At 37.3% G+C, this 20,859-nt stretch carries 20 protein-coding genes; 14 read left to right on the top strand and 6 right to left on the bottom strand.

What is annotated here, in order from left to right:
* A partial coding sequence (leuD, locus tag JWG40_RS15550; protein ID WP_205286698.1) for a 3-isopropylmalate dehydratase small subunit occupies nucleotides 1-556 on the top strand: 556 nt, incomplete at its 5' end.
* A gap of 86 nt (nucleotides 557-642) precedes the next feature.
* Here leuD and JWG40_RS15555 read toward each other — a convergent pair.
* Nucleotides 643-828 carry a hypothetical protein gene (locus tag JWG40_RS15555; protein ID WP_205286810.1) on the bottom strand — a complete coding sequence of 62 codons (186 nt, stop codon included), beginning with the start codon at nucleotides 826-828 and terminating at the stop codon, nucleotides 643-645.
* Nucleotides 829-862: 34 nt separating this feature from the next.
* On the opposite strand from JWG40_RS15555, the gene JWG40_RS15560 reads away from it, so the two are divergent.
* The 4 genes from JWG40_RS15560 (at nucleotide 863) to JWG40_RS15575 (ending at nucleotide 4,598) form a co-directional block, all read left to right on the top strand.
* Nucleotides 863-1,804 carry a hypothetical protein gene (locus JWG40_RS15560; RefSeq protein WP_232369426.1) on the top strand — a complete coding sequence of 314 codons (942 nt, stop codon included), beginning with the start codon at nucleotides 863-865 and terminating at the stop codon, nucleotides 1,802-1,804.
* A 185-nt stretch (nucleotides 1,805-1,989) separates the two neighbouring features.
* A complete protein-coding gene (locus JWG40_RS15565) occupies nucleotides 1,990-2,994 on the top strand; it encodes an alpha/beta hydrolase (RefSeq protein WP_205286700.1) in 1,005 nt (334 codons plus the stop codon).
* A 3-nt stretch (nucleotides 2,995-2,997) separates the two neighbouring features.
* Entirely contained in the window at nucleotides 2,998-3,348 is a 351-nt protein-coding gene (locus JWG40_RS15570; RefSeq protein ID WP_205286701.1) for a YciI family protein, read from the top strand.
* 32 nt (nucleotides 3,349-3,380) lie between these two features.
* Entirely contained in the window at nucleotides 3,381-4,598 is a 1,218-nt protein-coding gene (locus JWG40_RS15575) for an RNA polymerase sigma factor (RefSeq protein ID WP_205286702.1), read from the top strand.
* A 67-nt stretch (nucleotides 4,599-4,665) separates the two neighbouring features.
* On the opposite strand, the gene JWG40_RS15580 is transcribed toward JWG40_RS15575, so the two are convergent.
* Nucleotides 4,666-5,904: a radical SAM/SPASM domain-containing protein gene (locus JWG40_RS15580; protein ID WP_205286703.1), complete on the bottom strand. Its 1,239-nt coding sequence runs from the start codon at nucleotides 5,902-5,904 to the stop codon at nucleotides 4,666-4,668.
* Nucleotides 5,905-5,908: 4 nt separating this feature from the next.
* Entirely contained in the window at nucleotides 5,909-6,286 is a 378-nt protein-coding gene (locus tag JWG40_RS15585) for a hypothetical protein (protein ID WP_205286704.1), read from the bottom strand.
* A 421-nt stretch (nucleotides 6,287-6,707) separates the two neighbouring features.
* Between JWG40_RS15585 and JWG40_RS15590 the strand changes: the two genes are divergently transcribed.
* The 3 genes from JWG40_RS15590 to JWG40_RS15600 are packed head-to-tail and all read left to right on the top strand — an operon-like array spanning nucleotide 6,708 to nucleotide 8,806.
* Nucleotides 6,708-7,286: an RNA polymerase sigma factor gene (locus JWG40_RS15590; protein WP_205286705.1), complete on the top strand. Its 579-nt coding sequence runs from the start codon at nucleotides 6,708-6,710 to the stop codon at nucleotides 7,284-7,286.
* Nucleotides 7,287-7,295: 9 nt separating this feature from the next.
* Nucleotides 7,296-7,859 (top strand): ClpP family protease, encoded by a 564-nt coding sequence (locus JWG40_RS15595; RefSeq protein WP_205286706.1) that lies wholly within the window; start codon nucleotides 7,296-7,298, stop codon nucleotides 7,857-7,859.
* An 11-nt stretch (nucleotides 7,860-7,870) separates the two neighbouring features.
* Nucleotides 7,871-8,806 (top strand): MBL fold metallo-hydrolase, encoded by a 936-nt coding sequence (locus tag JWG40_RS15600; RefSeq protein ID WP_205286707.1) that lies wholly within the window; start codon nucleotides 7,871-7,873, stop codon nucleotides 8,804-8,806.
* 27 nt (nucleotides 8,807-8,833) lie between these two features.
* Here JWG40_RS15600 and JWG40_RS15605 read toward each other — a convergent pair whose 3' ends face one another.
* Nucleotides 8,834-10,396 (bottom strand): aldehyde dehydrogenase family protein, encoded by a 1,563-nt coding sequence (locus JWG40_RS15605; RefSeq protein ID WP_205286708.1) that lies wholly within the window; start codon nucleotides 10,394-10,396, stop codon nucleotides 8,834-8,836.
* Nucleotides 10,386-11,705 (bottom strand): proline dehydrogenase family protein, encoded by a 1,320-nt coding sequence (locus JWG40_RS15610; protein ID WP_205286709.1) that lies wholly within the window; start codon nucleotides 11,703-11,705, stop codon nucleotides 10,386-10,388. The genes JWG40_RS15605 and JWG40_RS15610 overlap by 11 nt, the downstream gene beginning before the upstream one ends.
* A gap of 106 nt (nucleotides 11,706-11,811) precedes the next feature.
* Between JWG40_RS15610 and rocD the strand changes: the two genes are divergently transcribed.
* Entirely contained in the window at nucleotides 11,812-13,023 is a 1,212-nt protein-coding gene (gene rocD / locus JWG40_RS15615) for an ornithine--oxo-acid transaminase (protein ID WP_205286710.1), read from the top strand.
* Between the two features lies 1 nt (nucleotide 13,024).
* Here the strand turns inward: rocD and JWG40_RS15620 are convergent, their stop codons facing one another.
* Complete coding sequence (locus JWG40_RS15620; RefSeq protein WP_205286711.1) at nucleotides 13,025-14,056, bottom strand: alpha/beta hydrolase family protein; 1,032 nt, start codon at nucleotides 14,054-14,056, stop codon at nucleotides 13,025-13,027.
* Between the two features lie 233 nt (nucleotides 14,057-14,289).
* Between JWG40_RS15620 and JWG40_RS15625 the strand changes: the two genes are divergently transcribed.
* The 5 genes from JWG40_RS15625 (at nucleotide 14,290) to JWG40_RS15645 (ending at nucleotide 20,858) form a co-directional block, all read left to right on the top strand.
* On the top strand, nucleotides 14,290-16,011 hold the full coding sequence (locus tag JWG40_RS15625; RefSeq protein WP_232369427.1) for a 7TM diverse intracellular signaling domain-containing protein: 1,722 nt from the start codon (nucleotides 14,290-14,292) through the stop codon (nucleotides 16,009-16,011).
* A gap of 92 nt (nucleotides 16,012-16,103) precedes the next feature.
* Entirely contained in the window at nucleotides 16,104-17,000 is an 897-nt protein-coding gene (locus JWG40_RS15630) for a hypothetical protein (RefSeq protein ID WP_205286713.1), read from the top strand.
* 17 nt (nucleotides 17,001-17,017) lie between these two features.
* Nucleotides 17,018-17,728, top strand: a complete 711-nt coding sequence (locus tag JWG40_RS15635; RefSeq protein ID WP_205286714.1) for a LytR/AlgR family response regulator transcription factor — start codon at nucleotides 17,018-17,020, stop codon at nucleotides 17,726-17,728.
* A 260-nt stretch (nucleotides 17,729-17,988) separates the two neighbouring features.
* Nucleotides 17,989-19,242, top strand: coding sequence for a lactonase family protein (locus tag JWG40_RS15640; protein WP_205286715.1), 1,254 nt, complete (start codon nucleotides 17,989-17,991; stop codon nucleotides 19,240-19,242).
* Nucleotides 19,243-19,745: 503 nt separating this feature from the next.
* Nucleotides 19,746-20,858 (top strand): MBL fold metallo-hydrolase, encoded by a 1,113-nt coding sequence (locus JWG40_RS15645; RefSeq protein ID WP_205286716.1) that lies wholly within the window; start codon nucleotides 19,746-19,748, stop codon nucleotides 20,856-20,858.
* Nucleotide 20,859: the final 1 nt, after the last annotated feature.

The raw sequence follows: 20,859 nt of genomic DNA on the forward strand, positions 1-20,859 counted from the left end.
CCAAATACTTCCTAAACAATTTATGAAATTAATCGATAAAAAGGGTTTTGGAAAACATTTATTTCATGATTGGAGATATCTAGATTTAGAAGGAACGATTCCAAATCCAGAATTCATTTTGAACCAAGAAAGATTTAAGAACGCAAGTGTGCTCATCGCTGGAAAAAATTTCGGCTGTGGCTCGAGTAGAGAACATGCTCCTTGGGCCCTTTCTGATTTCGGAATCAGGGCGATTTTGGCTCCCTCATTCGCAGATATATTCTCGATTAATTCTGCGAAGAATGGAATCGCATTGGTTCGTTTGAAAGAAGAAGAAATCCAATATCTTAATGACTGGGTTTCTAAAAATTCGGGATCTCCAATCAGAATCAATTTAGAAAATTTGGAAGTACAAGCGGGAGACCAAAGCTTTCCATTTCATTTGGATTCTGCTTCTGTGAATCGAATCCGAAACGGTTGGGATGATATCGATATCACACTGAAACACACAAAAGAGATTTTGAAATTCGAACTGATTCAAAAAAACGAAAAACCATTTTTGGAAGTGCATTGGTAAACACCTCTATTAAAAATTTTCCGTAATGATTCACTGAAAAATGAAATGGAATAACCTTAAAATTTTACAGCTTTCGCATTTTATTGTTATACTTTTTCCGAAGAAATGAATTGAGTTTTTAAGGGATTTGTATAGGATTGTGAGATTCGGATATTCAAAATCATGTTATCCGCAAATGAAATGGAGATTTGATTTATGAGTGTTTTGAATGGTATATCCATATGGAAAAGTCCGATTAATTTTCTTTTGATTTTTACTTGTTTCAGTTTCATTTTTACCGCATGTTCGAAGCAAAAAGACGACCAATTGCCTCTACTCCTTTTAGGGCTTTATGCGACGCAAACCTGTGAAACCAATCCGGAACGCTGCGAGTTAAGTACTTTTACAAGTGCAGCTGCTTCTAGCTCAAACATTTGGGCAGCCGTTACCTTTGGAGGGAACCAATTTGTCTCAGTTGCTCAAGATACTGCCCTTACCAACACAGTGATGACATCACCGGATGCAAAAACTTGGACAGAGCGTATGGCTGGTGACTCGGAACAATGGCTTGGAGTTGCTTACGGAAATAACATCTTCGTTGCATTGGCAAATTCGGGAGTAACGAACCGCGCTATGACCTCCACAGATGGAATCAATTGGATTATGCGTTCCTTACCAGGTGGTGGTACAGTCAGTTGGTCCAATGTACTTTTTGGGAATGGGCGTTTTGTAGCGATTAGTGGGACGAGCATTGCCACCTCAACGAATGGTATCGATTGGACCAGTGCGGCTCCTCCTGCAGGCAGTTACGAAGGTATCGCTTATGGCAATGGAGTCTTTGTCATTGTAGCGTCCGGTGGTCAAGTAGCCACCTCAACAGATGCTGTCAATTGGACAACACGCACCGCTGCTCAAACCAATGATTGGCGGGCTGTAACCTTTGGAAAAAATACATTTGTAGCCGTTGCAAGGACGGGAACAAACCGAGTGATGACCTCTTCCGATGGCATCAATTGGACTGCAAGATCAGCTGCGGAAAATAACCAATGGTATGGTGTCCAGTATGGCAATGGTCTTTTTATGGCAGTATCTTTTACTGGTACCAGCCGCGCAATGACCTCCCTCGATGGGATTACCTGGACAGCAAGGACACCCCTTTCCACTGGCCAGTATCGTGGAGTGGCATATGGGAATGGTGCATTCGTATTGGTCTCAATCGCTGGATCAGCATCTGAACAAGTTCAATACGCAACATGGGCGATTCGATAGGCAGGAGAATCAATATCCCAAGAATTTGGTGAGGAAGTGGTTCGCGGTCAGCGCGAATATCCGCCTCACCAAGCCAATCAATAGGCATTCTCAACTCTGCGATTTTATTCTCAGTCTTGTCACTTTTTTAAAGTCCCCTGTCCATTTTACCAATCTTCATTGGATATAAGTGACAGGAGATTGGCATGTCCAAAAAACAAAAAATATACGAACCATTCATGGGAAATAAGAAACTTCGGAATCTCGGGTACACCTCCGTGATCCTTCTATTTATCTTCCTATTTGCATTTACATTCGGAATTTGGTCGGCGAGTAACCAAATTCTATTTCCAGTTTGGAAAGGGATCAGTAAGAACTTTAAGGAATGTAGTTCCGAAGGAGAAAAAGTTTGGGGGAAATTCTGTGGAAATATCCGCCTAACTAAGGAATTTGAATTTCAAGAAATTTCGGTTCCTTCCCTTAACGGATATAATCTTCCAGGTTGGTTTGTGTCAGCAAGTGATAATGGATCTCTCCATGAAAAGGGAGTGATCCTACTGATCCATGGAGGAGGTGCCGATCGAAGGGAGCTTACCCGATTCATCCCGTTATATCTAAGCCAAGGATTTAATGTATTGAGTTTTGACCTTTCTTGTCATGGAGAGGCACCATGTTTAGTTCCAGGACTTAGTTTCGGAAACCGTGAATCAAGAGATGTGATCTCGGCATATTTGTATGTATATAAAAAATATAAGAATATTCTAATGATGGGTTCTTCTGTGGGAGCTTCTTCTGTATTAATATCTCTTCCTTTTTTAGAAAAGGTGAAAGGACTGATTTTAGAAAATCCTATGCTTAGTTTTGATCGATTGATTTTGGATTCTCCAGAATCTGCTAACTTACCCAATTGGATGGTTTACACATTAATGGAACTTGTTACTAGCCGAGGAAAATTTGATTCATTGCTGAGTCCCGAAAATGCTTTACCATTCGCTAGTTCTGTACCTCTATTGTTAATTCATAGTAAGGCAGATTCAGTAGTTTCTTACGAACATTCGAAGTCATTGGCAAAACTTTATCCAGGACCGCGCGAAGTTTGGTTCCCTGCTTTAGGTTCTCACGCTTCTATTTGGGAAGCAAATCAAATTGAATATGAAGCAAGGGTTCGAGATTTTATCCGAAGAAATATCGATGAGAAAAAAGTGAGATAAACAATGGAAGAATATTTAATTTTAATGCGTTTAGACATTCTAACAAAGGAGGCTCAACCATCTCCCGAACAATTGCAAATCTATATGCAACAATATCAGGAATGGATAAACAGTATTGTTGCACAAAAGAAGTTTAAGTCAGGGACTGCATTGTCGACGGAAGGAAGAGTCATTCAATCGGACCATATCATAACCGATGGCCCCTATGTAGAAACAAAAGAATCTCTAGCTGGTTTTATTATCATTTTAGCAAATGACTTTGAAGAAGCTGCAAATATTGCCAAAAATTGTCCTATCCTTATGGGGGAAGGAAACAGTGTAGAGGTGAGAAAAATAGTCGGCATTCATAAGTAATAAGTAATTTAATAGAAACTATCTGAATATTAATGAATCAGTCCGACTTACTTCCCCATTTGTTTCGAACGGAATATGCAAAAATAATTTCTGTTCTCTGTAAACACTATGGATTTTATCAGATTGAGATTGCAGAAGATATTGCAAGCGAAACCTTTTTAACTGCATCGCAAACTTGGGGGTTAAATGGAATCCCTGGAAATCCTGTGGGTTGGTTGTATGCAGTTGCAAAAAATAAAGCAAAAAAATTCATTCATAGAGATTCTATTTTGCAAAGCAAGATCCTTCCTGTTTACCAAAGAGAAAAAATCGTAACAGAAATAGAACTGGATTTGTCTGATGAAAATATTCTAGACAGCCAACTTCGAATGATTTTTGCCATCGCACATCCTTCCATTCCGATAGAGTCCCAAATTGCTCTATCATTGCGAATCCTTTGTGGGTTTGGGATCGAGGAAATAGCTAGAGCTTTTTTATCGAATAAGGAGACAATTAACAAAAGACTACTTCGTGCAAAAAGTAAACTAAGAGAAAATAATATTTCATTAGCATTTCCAAGTCATCATGAGTTGGAAGAGAGATTGTCCTCTGTACTTAGAACCATTTATTTACTGTTTAACGAGGGGTATTCTTCTCAAATCCAAGACAGATTCTCGGGGAAAGAATTATGTTTGGACGCCATCCGCCTTTGTTCCATTCTATTAGAAAATAAAGAAACCAATACTTCTGAAGTGAATGCACTTCTTTCTCTCCTTTGTTTTCATATATCTAGATTTGAAGCAAGGTTGGATGGAGAAGGAGAGATCATCCTTTACGGAGATCAAAACAAATCATTATGGAATACCGAATTTATTAAAAAGGGAGAATATTTCTTTTCCCAGTCAAACAAAGAACCAAAATTTTCTAAATACCATTTAGAGGCAGCTATTGCTTATTGGCATACAAAGCAAGAGGATACAGAAAAAAAATGGGAGTCCATTTATGAACTTTATACTGGCTTGTTAGAGTTAGAACCTTCTCCGCAACTTTTGTTAAATCGTGCCTATGCTCTTTTTCAGGTAAAGGGTAGGGATGCTGCTCTAAAGGAACTTGAAGATCTGGATCTAAAAACAAACCCCTATTATTTTTTCCTATTGGGAGAGTTACACTCAGAATTAGAACGGGAAAATGCAAAGATATACTATAACAAAGCGCTGATCTTCGCAAAGACTGAATTGGATAGGTCGGCTATACGGAGGCGGATGATTTAATTTTATCTATTGTATTCTGAATTCTACTTTATGAATCTAAATAGAATAGGAGGATTTTATAAATGAATTAGGTATTTTTGATCACGTTCGCTTTTTTTATACGATCTATATTACTAAAAATTGTTTCTTCTGGTAAATCAAATGGTTCTTCATGGATTTCAAAAATCCCATTGTCGAAAGGTTTTGATGGAGCCTTTTCTTTTAACACCAGTCTTTCCCTTATATTCAGTTTTGCTAAAGATTTTGCACGGAAATGGCAAAAAGGATTATTGCCAGTTTTTCCGAGAATCGAATGAGCCGTAAAACTGCAACCACCTAAACATGATTTTGCGAAAGGACAAGTTCTACAAAATCCAGAAAGGGATTCAACAGTTCTAAATCTATTGATTTGGAGCTCTGGACTTTTTGTCCAAATCTCTTTTAAACTTTTGTTTCGAATATTGCCACCGATATATGCATTTGATTGTAATGACGGACATCCTTTGATTCCCCCATCAGATTCAATTCCCATAACAAACTTTCCCGCCTGGCAACCCAACCAATGGTCATTGCCTGATTCACTTAAAGAACGTATTGTTTTTTCTTCCGGACCGAAGTAACCCAAATTGTTTCCTGGCATAATGAGGATACCTTCTTGATAAGCAGATTTTTTTAATTCTGCAATTTTTGGCATAAGTTTCAAAAGATCCCAAGGTTGTAAAATTAGATTCGGGCGGTCAGCGGCTCTTCCTAATGGTGTCGTGATTTGGATCTGCCAAGACTGGATGTCCATTGATTTTAAAAACTGATATAACTCTTCCAATTCATCTTTATTAATCCGATTGATATTTGTATTGGCAGCAATGGATACTCCTAATTCCTGAAAAACTTTCAAGGCGTTAGTTGCCGCCTTAAAACTTCCTTTGTTTCTGCGAATCAGATCATGGGTTGCCTCTAACCCGTCGATGCTAACTGATACATTCTTTAGTCCAGAATCTACAGATTGTTTCGCTATTTCTGGAGTGATTCCCTTTCCCCCCGTTGTCATACTCACCAATATTTGATGCGAACTTAGTATCTTGATAATTTCCAAAAATCCCTTATGCAAATAGGCCTCTCCACCAATCAATACAACTTCCTTAGGTTTCATTTGTATCAATTCTTCGGCTAAGATAATTGCCTCATCGGTCGTCAATTCATTGTTTCTCGGTGATCTGGCTCGAGAACCACAATGGGAACAGGATTGGTCACATTTAAGTGTAAGTTCCCATACTACATATGCGGGGTGATAGTTTTGGTCCGAGGCTGAGATTCGCCTACTATTCATAATATCAATTGCTGTCTAATTCTGAACATTTTATGGTTTCGAGATTTCCAGAAATACCGTTCAGATTGTAACAAATGGTTGTGTCGCTAAAATCGACATTTGAGTCGGACTTTATGATAATCCCATCTTTACTATTTTTTGCAAAATTGAATTGTGTATCTTCGAAGATGACATTGTTTAAGGAGTCAGTGATTTTATAATGGTAGGTCTCAGAATATAAATTGAAGGCTTTCGATTTTTGACTAGCCTGCAGTATAAACTTTTTTTGTCCTAATTCAATCGTTAATGTTCCTCGATCACTTGGAGCAGTGATGATGGCTTGTACATGATTACTGCTGTTGGATAATGCCAAAACTGCGAGGAGGTCTTTTTCGTCATTCATTCTTGGTGGCAGTCCATAACAAGCCATTAAAGTCATACTAACACTTAGGGAAGCAATCCCAGACACAATTTTTTGAATGGAATGACCGTTCGAAGATAGGTTATTTGCCTTTGACCCACAATTAGGACAATTAGATATTTCTAATGGTATAAATCCATCGCAGTTTCCACAAACTCTCATTAATTGGATACACTAACAGGCCTCTTGCGAAACTCAATTCTATTTTTAGGTTATCATTAGATCCTTTTTCATCCCGCTCGGCTTATTCTTGATTTGGAACCAAACGATGGGGATCTTGGGCTCGATTCCAAGCTTAATTTGTAGAAAAATTCTATTTTATTTCGCTAATTTCGTTTGATAAAAATGTGATTCATTTATTTTTTTAGGAACTAAATTGAGGTAAGCTGGGACATTTGGTTGTATGAATGACAAATCCTATATTGAACTTTTAGAAATCGTAAAATCGGGAGATATGCGGGCATGGACAATTTTACAAAATCGGTTTTCTAATTTTGCCACCAAATTTGCTGCTAAAATTCTAAAAGATGAAGACCTTTCGCAAGACGTAGTCCAAGAATCTTTCTGGGATCTGTATCAAAATCTGGAAAAAATCAACACTCCCGCTGCTTTTCCCTCACTGCTAAAAAGAGCCGTAATCAAACATGTCGACCGTATCTTAAGAAAGAAAGAATCTCAGAATTTAATTTTCGTCGATCCAAACCAGATGGACCAAAATTCAGAAGAATTACATTCTTCTTTTTTAGAGAAAGAATGTTATGAAACTATTTTTGAGAATGTTCAAAAATTAGATCCAGCTGATCAAAAATTAATCGAACTACATTATTACCAAAATTATTCTTTAGTTGAAATTTCTAAATCTGAAGGAAAAACTTTATCGTTTATCAAAAAAAGACATACTAGAGTCAAAAGAATCCTTCGAACGGGAATAGGTGAAACTTTTCGCCCAGAAGCCAATTCAACATTTATGATGGCAGCATAGGAGATCTAATTGGAAGCAACTCAAGTTTATTCAAATGGACAAATTGAAAATGTATATCTGGAACAAAGAAAAGTTTTTCTTTGGGGTGAGGTGAACGACAATTCCGCGAGGTATTTAATCGATCGATTTTTATATCTCGAAGCCATAGATCCGACAAGACCCATTACACTTTACATTCATTCTCCTGGTGGGTCAACTTATGCAGGTTTGGCGATATTAGACGTAATGAATCACCTTCACAATCCAGTTTATACTACCTGTTTGGGGATGGCTATGTCCTTTGGTGCGGTATTACTTCTATCGGGTGCGAAGGGATATCGTTTCGCTTATCCTCATAGTAAAGTCCTCATTCACCAACCTCATGTGATGGGAGAGTTTAAGGGGCCTGCTGAAGATATCCGAATATTTGCGGAATCTGTTAGAAGAGAAAAAGATTTATTAAACGAAATCATGGCTAACGCCACAGGTCAACCTATAGAAAAGTTAAAGGAAGATACGGAACGTGATACTTGGTTTACTGCGAAAGAGGCTTTGGATTATGGTATCATTGATAAGATTATTGGAGGCACTTAAAGTGTTATCGTATGATTAAAACCGGTGTTTTATTTTCCTTTTGTATTTTGACCTTTTTTTGTCAGGTAACCTCACATAAAGTAACTCCTTATCTTTCTAATAGTTCTACTGAAACCGTTCCTCTCTTTCCTAAACCAAAAGTTTGGACCGAGTTCCAAGTGGTCAAAGTAGCGGATTGGGAAGCCTCTTTAGCTGGACTTTTGGATTTGGATGATCCCAAAGCGAAAGCTGCCGGTTTAAAAGATCGGTCAGAACCTATTTCGATTTACTTTTACCTCGTCAAACACCCGAAATACGGAAGTTTTATGATCGATTCTGGAATGGGGGAAAATTTCCCTAAGGGTGAGGAGGAAAGTCGTGTTAGTTCTATCGTGGAATCGCAGATGCATTTTCATAAACTAAAAGTTTATGAAACGACCAAATCCTATTTGTTCAAAAACAAAATAGATTTAAAGGGAGTGTTTTTTACTCATTTGCATTTAGATCATGCACTTGGTGCTTATGAAATAGATAGATCTGTCCCTTTTTATGTGGGACCAGGTGAGGTAACGGACAAATATTTCATTAATCTATTTGTGCAAGGTTCCACCAATCGTTTGTTAGGAGAAAATCCAAATTTAGTACAATTCGATTTTGGAAAAAATCCAAATGAAATTGCAGTGTTTGATTTTTTTGGAGATCAGAGTTTTTACGTCCTTTTTGTACCAGGACATACGCCGGGAAGTTTGGCATTTTTCATTCCTTCAAAAGAAGGTGGACATTTGGTGTTAGGGGATTCTTGTCACACCAGATGGGGCTGGAAAGAAGGAGTCACTCCAGGTGCTTTTACAACGGACCAAAACCTCAATCGGAAAAGTTTGGACTTTTTAAAAGGATTGGCAGAGAAACATAAACCTAAGTTTGTCTATCCGGGCCACCAAGAAAGAATTTCTAGTTCAGAAAATTAGCAAGAAACTACGTGATTCTTTGGTTTTTCATTGGAGTGTATCTCTTGAGAAACCTTGGCGCATTGTGTTTTCCGTATAGGTTCTTCCTTCGACAAAAAGGTGTAAATAGTCTGGTCCACCCGCTTTGGCCCCTGTTCCTGAAAGTTTTCCGCCACCAAATGGTTGTCTGTTGACAACGGCTCCCGTAATTCCACGGTTGATGTACAAATTTCCTGCTTCTATTTCTAATTTTGCCTGCAATATATGTTTTGGATTTCGAGAAATGACTCCACAGGTAAGTGCGTAGTCGGAGTCATTGGCATACTGGATTCCTTCCGCAAAACTAGAAATTTTTTGCATAGAAAGTAATGGCCCAAAGATTTCAGAAGTCCACATAGAAGAAAAAATGGGTGGTTCATATAAACTCGGCGGAATGTAAAATCCTCCATTGGGAACTAAGTTTGCTCTTCCGATTAAAAAACTCTCATTTTCCTTTTGCAATTTCAAAAGCCGTAAATAACTTTCCTCGTGGATCACAGGTCCAATTCGATTTTCGAAATCTAAGGGTGAACCAATTAGTAAACCATCCATGGCAGCAATTAATCTTTCTTTTAGTTTATCGTAACAATCGTTATGTACGAAAAGACGAGAGAGTGCACTACATTTTTGGCCTTGGAACCCAAAGGCAGAGGAAAGAATGGATTGGATGGCAACGTCTATGTCAGCATCTGCATCCACAATCATTGCATTTTTTCCACCTAACTCACAGACCAGTTTTTTGATGATTCTTTGTCCAGGAGAAACAATGGAAGCCTTCCTGAGTATGGAAAGACCAACATCCCTGGAACCAGTAAAATTAATTACGGAAACCTCTGGGTGAGTCACAATGGCTTCTCCCATTTCAGAACCAAGTCCAGGTAAAAAATGGAAGACTTCTTTTGGTACACCCACTTCCCAAAAACATTTTGTGATTTCATACGCTGTCGCAGAAGTTTCTTCTGCTGGTTTTGCTAGGACAATGTTACCTGTGACTAGAGGGCCTGCACACATTCCAGTGAATATGGCCATGGGAAAATTCCAAGGAGAGATACATCCGACGATTCCCTTGGGTTGGTAGTAATAGAAATTGTCTTCACCTAAGAGATTTATTTTTTTGGGGAGAAGATGATCGTTTGCAATTATCGCATAGTAACGACAAAAATCGACTGCTTCCGCAAATTCAATTTCTGCTTCTGTGATATGTTTCCCTGTTTCCCAAATACAGACAGAGATAATCAAATCTTTCTTTTGTACTAATCTTTCTGCGACTTTGAGGAGTAAGTGGGAACGATCTTCTTGTGACCACTGTTTCCATTGGTTTCCATATTTTTTGGAAATTTGAATCGCTTCTTCTAAGTCATTGGCAGTGGCAAGAGACACCTTTGAGACCACAAGTTCTGGTGACCATGGATTATTATGGACAAAACGATTTGCCGAAAATTTCTCCATACCACCGAATATAATGGGAATTTCGAAAGGGAGCAAATTCTCAATAGAATTTAATACAGAACGTAAGGTTGTTCTTTCTGTATCCAGTGAAAAATCCCGAATGGTTTCATTTTTAAATTCCATTGACTGTTTCCTTTTTTGGACTTATGATCAAAGAATCTAAGTTCTTTCCAAGACTCATTTGGTATAAAAAACCTTGGTTTGAGGTATTCTCTAATAATCTTCGAATCAAGTAAGCCATTCCCGGAAGTAAAGATCCAATGGGTGAGTATTCTCTGATTTTGATTCCCATAGATTCTAATCCAACTTTGTATTTTCCGGCCATTCCATATAACATTTGAATTTCAAAATCAAAAATAGAATAACGTTCCGCATGATATAAGATAAATGCCAGCGAACGAAGATTATGTGTTCCGAAGGCCGATCGAAGGTAAGGACTTGCTTCCAAAAGAAATAAAACATTCTCTTCGAACTTTATATCTGTTTCTCTTTTGGTATCAAAAACAGGGGAAACCCATGCACGTTCTTCTGCTTTGATTCTTTCATATTCTAAGTATGCGCCTTTCACAAGTCGAATGGTGATGGGAACTGCTCGGGTCTTAGCATACTCTCTCCAAACCAATAAATCTTCTCTGGAAGATTTTAAATAGGATTGAACAACAATACCAAAATGAGGGTAGGTTTTGAATTCCTCCTCTAAAAACAAATCCATTGCCGTTTGGGTAATGATTGATTTTAAATCATATTGTTCCATATCCAAATTGATTCCGATTCCTTTCTGCATCGCTAAACGTAAGATAGGGCGGAGCGCTTCTTTTAAGTAGTGAACACTTATCTCTTCGGATTCAGGATATAATCTAGTTTCGATCCCTGAACATTTAATAGAAATATTAGTTCTTAGTTTGGGATCTATCTCAGGGGCCACTTGGGGTAATATTTCCAAAAGTTCCGAATATTGCCTGAGGTATTCTTTGGCTTCTTTCGGAGAAAGAGCAATTTCACCTAATACGTCGTAAGTGCGAGGCCTCGCAGACGGTTTCATTTGTTTTAAGTTTTCGGGTGAATCAGTCAGGATAAAAAATTTTGCAAAAACTTTTACAATTTTTTCTATCAAAAAAGAGATTGGAAAGCTTAGGAACAAAATGCTGATAAAAAAGTGAATCGCTGATTTTAAAAAAGTAGGTATCTCTGTATCTTCATCAAAAATATAAATTTTAAAATAAGAGTAAATTTTTTTTGTTTCGAGAGAGGGAAGGACATCAATGAATTTAAAAATTTGTAATTTTAGTTTCGGGTAACGAAACCCAAAGTGAATTGTTTTCGAAGTAATGAAAAATATGAATCTTTGAAACAGGGACCCAGAATTTGTTTCAATTGTTTTTGCAATACCAAGAATTTTTGTATCATCATATTGCATTTGTTTTGTAAACATAATGTAACAACCAATTTGGACCCTAAAACTCTGGATTCTTTTAAAAAATGAGATTATGATATATGAAAGGAGTTGTAAACAATAACTTAAATGTTTTTATTTCCCAATGGGAAATTTAACGGATTTACTAATCGAAAAAGAATCTAAATTTGGAGCCTTCAATTATTCTCCGTTACCGGTTGTCTTAGTCAAAGGGGAAGGTATTTATCTATGGGATATAGAAGGGAAAAAGTATTTTGATTTTCTTTCTGCCTATAGTGCTGTCAATCAAGGCCATTGCCATCCAAAAGTTGTAGAGGTTTTCCAAAAACAAGCATCCATACTTACCCTTACCTCCCGAGCCTTCCATAACGACAAACTTCCGTTATTTACTGAATTTATGTGTTCTACCTTTGGATATGATCGAGTGTTACCAATGAATACTGGGGTAGAGGCAGGAGAAACAGCTGTTAAACTAGCTAGAAAATGGGGATACCAAAAGAAAAAAATCCCAAAAAACCAAGCAAAAATCATATTCTGTGAAGGAAATTTTTGGGGTAGAACGATCGCTGCTATCTCGTCATCGACAGATCCGAAAAGTAAAAATGATTTTGGTCCCTTTCTTTCTGGATACGAAATCATTCCTTACAATGACTTAGAAACTTTAGAAAAGGCAGCTTCTGATCCGAATGTTGCTGCTTTTATGGTGGAAGCAATTCAAGGCGAAGCTGGCGTCATTGTTCCTCATGAAAATTATCTGCGAGAAGCAAAAAGAATATGCGAAATTCATAATGTATTGTTGATTGTTGACGAAATACAAACTGGTTTGGGCAGAACGGGAAAACTTCTTTGTTCTGATCATTCTGCAATAAAACCAGACTTATTGCTTCTTGGTAAAGCTCTTTCAGGTGGAATGATGCCCATCTCCTGTGTGTTAGGTTCCGATGAAATTCTTTTGCTTTTGAAACCTGGGGAACATGGTTCTACTTTTGGTGGAAATCCACTGGCTTGCGAAGTGGCCATGACTGCTCTGAAAACAATTTTAGATGAAGGGATGTCTGAGAATTCCGAAAGTATGGGGATACTATTTCGAGAGACGATTGCCTCTTGGAATCATCCTTTAGTGCATTCTGTTCGGGGAAAGGGTCTTTTAAATGCAGTACAATTTACAGAAACCGTGGACGCCAAAAAATTATGCCTTGAACTAATGAATAGGGGAGTTTTGGTCAAAGAAACTCATAAAAACACAGTCAGGTTTGCACCACCGCTTGTGATTCGAGAACAAGAAATGAAAGAAGCTTTAAATTTGATCAAAGCTGCTGTTGATTCTTTTTTATAAACTAAGCCTTTCTGAAAAAAAATGAAAATGATGTGATGAGTTTAGGCACTTCGAATAATGTCTTTAAACTAAATCCAGTATCTCCATGGGAGATAAGATTTGTAATACAAAGTTTAGAATCTACCCCCCGAGCGATTAGTTTTTCGTGTAACATAGAAGACTCGTTTGCTGGCACTACGTCGTCCTTCAGTCCATGAATTAATAAAATAGGTAAATTAAGTGAATCAATGTAGTTTGTTACCGATAAGGCAGATAATAACTCACGATTTTTTCCTCCTTTTTTAAGGATGATTTCCCAATGTTTCATTCGGAAATTTTTATCATATTTCAATTTTTCAAAAAAAACGCGATCCGCTTTTTTCATCTTTGTATAATGAGGTTCTAGAAGATTGTCCTTGTATTTGTAATAATTGTCTAAAATAGCAAGTTTAATGGCCTTGAATAAACTTTTGTTTTCTCCAATGGATAAAGGAAGAAAGTTAAGTAGAAGGATCATTCTGCCATATTCATCTAAATTTTGATTAGCGAATAAATTCCCAATAATATCATCTACATTAGCAAAGGCACCGATTGCACAAATGGAATTAATTCGATTGGCAATTTGTTTGTCGCTTACTGCAATGAGACTTAAAGAACCTGAAAAAGAAGGCGCAAAAATGGATACTTTTCCTGATGGACTGATTTCTTTTTGGGCGGAGATAAAAAGAATCGAATCTTTAATGTCCTCAATGTTCCGAAGGGAGATTTTATAATCACAAATTTCATCGTAGAATGGGCTTATGACCGTATAACCAAGTTGATTCAGACTTCGATTTACAATGATAAACCTCGGATCACGGTTTCCCAATGGTGCTAGGCCATTGATCGTGATGATTGTACCTAATGATTTTGATTTTGGCGTATAATAATCGGCACGCAAAATACCGTTACGAATTGGAATCAAAATTTCCTTAACCTCAGGAAGCGTTTCATCCCTACTTTGTAATCCTATAAGGAAATGGATCGATTTTATCCAAGCTGTTAGTTTATTCATTGAATCATTTTACCGAAAGCTTTACTCTTTATCTGAAGGATTCTAAAAGTTAGCTTTGAAATCAATCCAAATCTCAATTAAGACCGCCAAACAAAAAACTTTTACTTTACAATCTAGTTAAATCCTAATAAATTTTGTCAGAAATGTTCCCACTCAGACTCAGTCTATTTCTACTATTGGTCAGCTCTTTTTCTCTATCTGCACTTCCCACTCCGTCGAGACTGACAACTTTTTTGAAAAAAGGAACAGGGGAATACCCAATCGGTTTCCATATGGAAATCCTTACTCTAACACCTGATAATAACCTAAGTTTTGAAGAAGTCAAAAAATCGAATTTCTTTGAAGAGAGTAAGTCACTTTCTCCTAATTTTGGTTTCACAAAGAATATTTATTGGGTTCGTTTTGCCCTACAAAATGACTCAAATGAACGTGATTGGTTCATTCATGTTTCTTATCCATTGTTAGATAAAATTGAATTTTATGAATGGAACGAAAAAACATGGAAACAAGTAATTACTGGTGATTCCTATGTTTTTTCCGAGAGGCCCTTAGAAGAAAAAAGCTTTATTTTTCCAGTTAAACTTAGTCCTCAAAAAAACAAGTCGTATTATTTTCGCTTTGAAAGTGAGGGTACTGTGCAGTTCCCAATTACTGTCTATTCTCACGAAAGATTTTTGAAATTGAAAGAAAAAGAGAATTTGTCCCTGGGGATTTATTATGGAATCGTTTTTGTATTAGTAATTTATAATTTAATATTATTGTTTATGTTGCGAGACTGGGGATATTTATACTATCTATTGTATATTAGTTTATATGGACTTTCTCAGTCGGTATTGAACGGATTGGCGTTTCAAATATTTTGGCCGAATTCTCCTCATTGGGCAAATATCAGTTTACCCTTTATTGGGGGTTGTTCCTTGTTTTGGGGACTTCAGTTTACTAGAAGTTTTTTAAATACGAAAAAAAATACACCCATGTGGGATAAGATCATCTTTGTACTTATGGGGTTAATGTTGTTTTTAATGTTATCTTCCTTTATTTTTTCTTATTATGTAAATATTTATTTATTAGCTTCTTTTGTTATCTTATTTGCCCTTTCTGTTTTTCTCGTGGCTGTTGTTTGTTGGGACAAGGGATACAAACCAGCACGTTATTTTTTAATCGCTTGGGTAGCACTTTTATTTGGTGTAGGTATTTATTCACTCAAAGGATTCGGAATTTTGCCTGCTAATATTTTTACTGAGTATGGACTGCAAGCAGGTTCAGCGATTGAGATGTGTTTACTTTCCCTAGGACTTGCTTATAAAATTAAACTGGCTAATTCAGAGAAAAATCGGGCCGAAAGACTAATGACTTCTTATAAAGTCAAACTTCAAGATGCCAAGTTAGTTTCTTCGAGACTAGAAGTTGAATTGTTAAAAAACAACATTCATCCTCATTTTTTATTAAATTCGATCAATGCAACCATCATCTGGCTAGATGAGGACCCAGAAACAGCCAAACAATTATTAACGGCTCTTTCTGATGAACTGCGAGCCATCCTAAAGTTGACCAATAAAAAAACGATTTCAATCAGCGAAGAGATCAATATTTGCAAACGATACTTGGAAATTATGAGCCTTCGAAAAGAATCAAAGTTTGAATTTAAAACAGAAGGTGTAAGTTCCAAAGATATGATCCCACCTATTGTCCTTTTGACCTTGGTTGAAAATGGAGTCACTCATGGTTACCAAGGAAAAAACTCAGGGGTTTTTACTTTAAAGAAAAAGAAAGATAAAAATAAGACAAAATACATCCTCTTCAATGACGGGCTTCCCACCACAAAATCAGATTCTTTGGGTACTGGCATGAAATATATAAAATCAAGATTACAGGAAGCCTTCCCCAATAAATGGGATTTCACATCCAAAATGGTGACAGGGGGTTGGGAAAATACAATCACGGTTATGGAGTGAAATTAGTGTAACTCACACCAGAAAAGTGCACTTCGCTCCATTTCTTTTGTAAGTTTTGGTAACATCTTTATCCTTCCCATAAGGATAAAAAGATGAATACAAAAAAACTAATGATAACCTTTCTTCTGTTATTTGCAAAAATTGGATTTGCAGAACCAGTAGTAAAAAAAGAGGAAAAGCCGATGGTCACTCAAACTCCGGAGGAAACTCAAAAAATGAATGCTGATCTGGATAAATATTATGCAAAACTAAAATACCCACCCGGTTTTTATGAAGGAGCATTTCTTATAAGTTTTATGGGAGGTGGAACGCTTGCACCTAGCGGATCTTTTATTAGTCACGAAAAAAACTATGATAGTGCCTTACAATATAAAATAGTCACAAAAGAGGTGAGCCAAGATTATTATCCACAAGGTTCGATTCGTAACCAAGATCCAGGTTTGTATTTTAAGCCAACGTATACTCCTGGAGTTGCTTCTCAGTTTGACTTTGAATATGGTTGGAAAGAAAAGATAGGACTTGGATTTACTGTAATGCAAAATTCTATGAAGGCAAAAAGGCAAGATGTAATCCCTGGTTTGTCCTACTATAAAGAATATGTGGATCCCGTCCCAAGGGAACGTACGATTTATCGAGGAAATTCAATGAGTTTTCTTGCCACATACCACCCGATTCCGAGAAACTTCTTCGATCCATATTTAGTTGCAAGGGCTGGTGTAGTTTCTTTCACAGGGGAAGCCCATTCCGGAATCACACATGACAGGTTTGCCTATAGCAACCAGATCTCTAGTGGAATTGGAAGTATTCTGGGTGTTGGTGCTGGTTTAAATATTTATTTAGGTCGCTACTTTGGGATCAAAGCAGAAGTAGATTATTATAGAGAATTTTTGAAAGCAGATCAGTTTTCCATGCGAACGTTAAATTCTTACCAAGCAATGATTGGCGTGTTTGTGAATTTATCCAACGTGCAATATCGACTCGAACAATAATCGGATAGGTCTAAGATTTGAGAATTTTAATCGTAGAAGATGAAATGGTGGCAGCAAGGGGACTTGAGCGAATGTTACGCGAGCTTCTTGGTGCTAAAATTACATCTCTACGTATTGAAAAAAGTCTAATTGGTTCTCAATGTTTCATTCAGGAAAATGAAATTGATTTATTGTTGTTGGATCTTAATTTGGATGGTGATATCGGATTTGATTTGTTAAAAGAAACTTCTGCCGCTTCTTTTTTAACAATTATTACATCTGGAAATACAACGGAAGCAATCAACGCTTTTGACTATGGAGTTTTGGATTTTGTTCCTAAACCAATCTCCAAAGAACGAATGACAAAAGCGCTTCAAAAGTTCCAAACAAACAGTACGCGGACAAAAACAAAATACATTGGCATTAAACAAGAGAATGGTGTCGATTTGATTGCAATAAAGGATATATTGTACATCCAATCTTTTGACAAACGCGTTAAGGTGCATAAAAAAAATGGGGAAATGTTCGTTCATAATAAAAGTTTAGATTCTATTGTGAAAGTGTTGCCAGATTCTTTTTTTAGAATCCATCGTTCTTTCCTTGTGAATCACAAACAAATTAAAAAATTAATTACTGCTGCTGGAGGTTCTTACCAAGTGGAGCTAACGACGGGGATTCAACTCAAAATGGGTAGAAATTATTATAAAGAATTAAAATCTAAATTAGTGATAGAACCAAGTCTCCGTTAGGGATCGGAAGGGCTTGGTCGCCGGCCATTGTTAAATGGTAGGCGACGGGAGCGGACGCGGACCCCTGGAGAGCCCGACCCATTTTTAAATAAACTGCCTAAACCAAGATCGAATTGGGAACGGCCTGGTCGTTCCTAAAAAAAGTTGATCTATTGGTTTTCCATCGTTCACCAAAGAGAAAATAAATTGATATTTTTCAAAGGAAACATGAATTTAAGTTTGTGATCTTTAGAAGAGAAAGAGATACCTGCTTAGTGAAAATGAAAAATTTAGGATTGTTACGTAATCAATGGATACACAACTTCAAAAGGTTTCTTTTGATTTGTTTTATGGTTATGTTTTTTTTTCAGTGCCAACGTTCTGAACTCAATTCTACTTGTGATCCCGAATCCTCTTCCTATTTGCAAACTTTTGTTGTCCTAATAGGTGCTAGTGAATACACTCATTTCTGCGGTGCCAGCATTAGAAACCCAAGGATCAAAATCCCTCGTTTTATCCTTGTTACGAATGTTGGTTTGTCCACAGCAACGAGTAGCATCAATGTGTATCGGGTTGATCCGAGCACTGGTGCCATTGCACAAGTGTTTGGGTCTCCATTTCAATTGACCAATCGTCCACGTTATTCGGTCACCAATGCCGCTGGAACCATTGTGTATGTAGCAAACATCGGTAATACTTCTATCTCTATACTGAATCTCAATCCAGAGACCGGAAATTTATCTTTAAAACATCCTGATTTGGTTCTTCCTTCCACTCCTTATTCTTTGGCATTAGATCCCAATGGAAAATTTTTATTTGCGAGTTCAGAAACGACTCAGCAAATTCACAGATTACTCATTGATACCTCCGGAAATATTTCTAGTTTAACTCCTGTTACTTCTACGGCAAATCCAACGGCTGGTGCCGTAGGGCGCATGGTATTTGATTCCACAGGTAGGCATCTGTATGCGGGGCTCACCAGTGCCGGGGGAAATACGGCAGGGATACAGGCGTTCTCTTTAGATTCTACGACTGGATTATTAACATCGATTAACGTCTACCAAACAGGTGAAAATAATCTTTCTTTAGCTATCACTTCTGATGGTAAGTTTGTTTATGGAGCAAATTATTTTTCACAAGATGTATTTCCGTTTCTGAGAGATAAAAACTCAGGCGCGCTTTCTATCCTAACAAATATCTCAGCAGGTATAGCTCCGGGTTTTACCGTTACAGACCCATGGAACCGGTTTGTCTATGTTGCCAATAGTGGCACGGCCCAAGGAACGATTTCCGCTTATTCCATACAACCAATTTCAGGAACTTTAATACCTGTCAGCGGGTCGCCTTTTTTGTCAGGCTTTAGTCCCATTGGTTTAAGTATCGATCCAAGTGGAAAATTTTTGTATTCTTCGAACACAGAGGGAGGAACTGTCTCTGGTTATTCAATCGGTGCCAATGGATCTCTTTCGCCTATGGAGGGATTCCCCGTAACTGCAGGTACAAATCCCTTTTCGATAGAAATTGTTTCTTATTAAATCAAATGATTTTTATTCTTTCTCTAAAGACAAAAGTGCATTAATCGAATTTAGTCTCCAGCTTCCACAAAGAAAATCATCATCCAGTTATTGTTCTTCTTGGAAAAACCGACTCGATGGTCCATGGGACTTCGTAAATATTGTTCGCAAATGTATCCGACTTGGCCATCGGAAATACATACTTTTTTCCAATTACAGGTTTCCTCGGCTGTTTGTTTAGAATTGGAGTCATCGTATTCATTTTTAACGAATCTTCAACTAAGCTGCGTTAGTAAGGCCACTTTTTTGGAAGGTTTGTTCCGCACATTTACTGTTCGGTAATTCTGTTCATCATTTTCTAAGAATCTCTGCGAAAACAACTAAATTTTGAAGCTTGGGGAAAGGACTGATGCAATTTTTGAAGAGCCATTTTCTCGTGTTTATATTTGTTTCTTCGGAAAGATTTTTACAAATTCTGTAACAACAGATAGTCTAAAGAAAGTTACAGATTAGGTAGGAATGTTTTGAGAAAAATCGCTTTTGTTTTACTATTATTTGTTGCAGTCATCCAATTTGATTGCAAGGCTTTTGGAAAGGATCCGCACGGAGCCCACCTTGAAAAAATAAAAAAATCCACCCACTTTGACAATACCAGAGAACAGTTTGTAAACCGCAGGCCCGACGTTTTAGAAAAAATGCGGGAAGGCCAGAATTTCTTTTCTTTGTTTTTTAAATTTTTCTTTGGTGGGGATAAAGACCAAAAGCCAAGTGTGAAATTACCAGAAGAAAAACCTGATTTTGTGGAGTTCTTAAAACCTGACGAGAGCATCAAATTCATTTGGTTTGGTCATTCCACCTTCCTTGTCAATATTGAAGGAAAAATTTTATTTTTTGATCCCGTATTTTCGGAGTCCGCCGCCCCTTTTGCTTTTATGGTGAAGAGGTTTCAAGATGCTGTTGTCAAATTAGAAGAATTACCTCCCATCGATTATATCATTATTTCCCATGATCATTATGATCATCTGGATATGCAGACCATTGAGTTTTTTAAAAACACAAGTACAAAATTTATCACTCCACTTGGAGTTACTTCTCATATGAAAGAATGGGGTGTTCCTGAAGGTCGCCTAACGGAACTTGACTGGTGGGAACCTATGGAAATTGGGAAAGTCAAAATTGTATGTACACCTGCCCAACATTTTTCAGGAAGGAGTGGGATGAATGGGAATAAAACATTATGGTCTTCTTGGACAGTGATCGGAGAAAAAGAAAGATTTTATTTTAGCGGTGATTCTGGTTATGATGTCCACTTTAAAGACATTGGGGATAAATATGGACCATTTGATCTAACCTTTATAGAAAACGGCCAATACAATCCTATGTGGGAAGCGGTGCATGTTCTACCGGAACAAACTGCAAAGGCCCATCTTGATTTAAAAGGGAAGAGGTTAGTTCCTGTTCACTGGGGAATGTTTAACCTATCACTCCATAGTTGGTATGAACCAGCCGAATCATTGGAGAAACAAGCAGAGGCATACAAAATAGATTTACTCACTCCCAAGTTTGGACAACTTGTTAAAATTAGAGAACCCAACCTAATGGAACGATGGTGGAAAAAGTTTATCCAGTCGGAATGAA

Source organism: Leptospira abararensis, assembly GCF_016918735.1.
Lineage (GTDB): Bacteria > Spirochaetota > Leptospiria > Leptospirales > Leptospiraceae > Leptospira_A > Leptospira_A abararensis.

Bases quoted from the DNA above. Each gene is read 5' to 3' on its own strand.
- JWG40_RS15555 (WP_205286810.1), bottom strand. From the start codon at position 828: ATGAAACTGAAACAAGTAAAAATCAAAAGAAAATTAATCGGACTTTTC.
- JWG40_RS15565 (WP_205286700.1), top strand. From the start codon at position 1,990: ATGTCCAAAAAACAAAAAATATACGAACCATTCATGGGAAATAAGAAA.
- JWG40_RS15570 (WP_205286701.1), top strand. From the start codon at position 2,998: ATGGAAGAATATTTAATTTTAATGCGTTTAGACATTCTAACAAAGGAG.
- JWG40_RS15575 (WP_205286702.1), top strand. From the start codon at position 3,381: ATGAATCAGTCCGACTTACTTCCCCATTTGTTTCGAACGGAATATGCA.
- JWG40_RS15580 (WP_205286703.1), bottom strand. From the start codon at position 5,904: ATGAATAGTAGGCGAATCTCAGCCTCGGACCAAAACTATCACCCCGCA.
- JWG40_RS15585 (WP_205286704.1), bottom strand. From the start codon at position 6,286: ATGAATGACGAAAAAGACCTCCTCGCAGTTTTGGCATTATCCAACAGC.
- JWG40_RS15590 (WP_205286705.1), top strand. From the start codon at position 6,708: ATGAATGACAAATCCTATATTGAACTTTTAGAAATCGTAAAATCGGGA.
- JWG40_RS15600 (WP_205286707.1), top strand. From the start codon at position 7,871: ATGATTAAAACCGGTGTTTTATTTTCCTTTTGTATTTTGACCTTTTTT.
- JWG40_RS15605 (WP_205286708.1), bottom strand. From the start codon at position 10,396: ATGGAATTTAAAAATGAAACCATTCGGGATTTTTCACTGGATACAGAA.
- JWG40_RS15610 (WP_205286709.1), bottom strand. From the start codon at position 11,705: ATGTTTACAAAACAAATGCAATATGATGATACAAAAATTCTTGGTATT.
- rocD (WP_205286710.1), top strand. From the start codon at position 11,812: ATGGGAAATTTAACGGATTTACTAATCGAAAAAGAATCTAAATTTGGA.
- JWG40_RS15620 (WP_205286711.1), bottom strand. From the start codon at position 14,056: ATGAATAAACTAACAGCTTGGATAAAATCGATCCATTTCCTTATAGGA.
- JWG40_RS15630 (WP_205286713.1), top strand. From the start codon at position 16,104: ATGAATACAAAAAAACTAATGATAACCTTTCTTCTGTTATTTGCAAAA.
- JWG40_RS15640 (WP_205286715.1), top strand. From the start codon at position 17,989: ATGAAAAATTTAGGATTGTTACGTAATCAATGGATACACAACTTCAAA.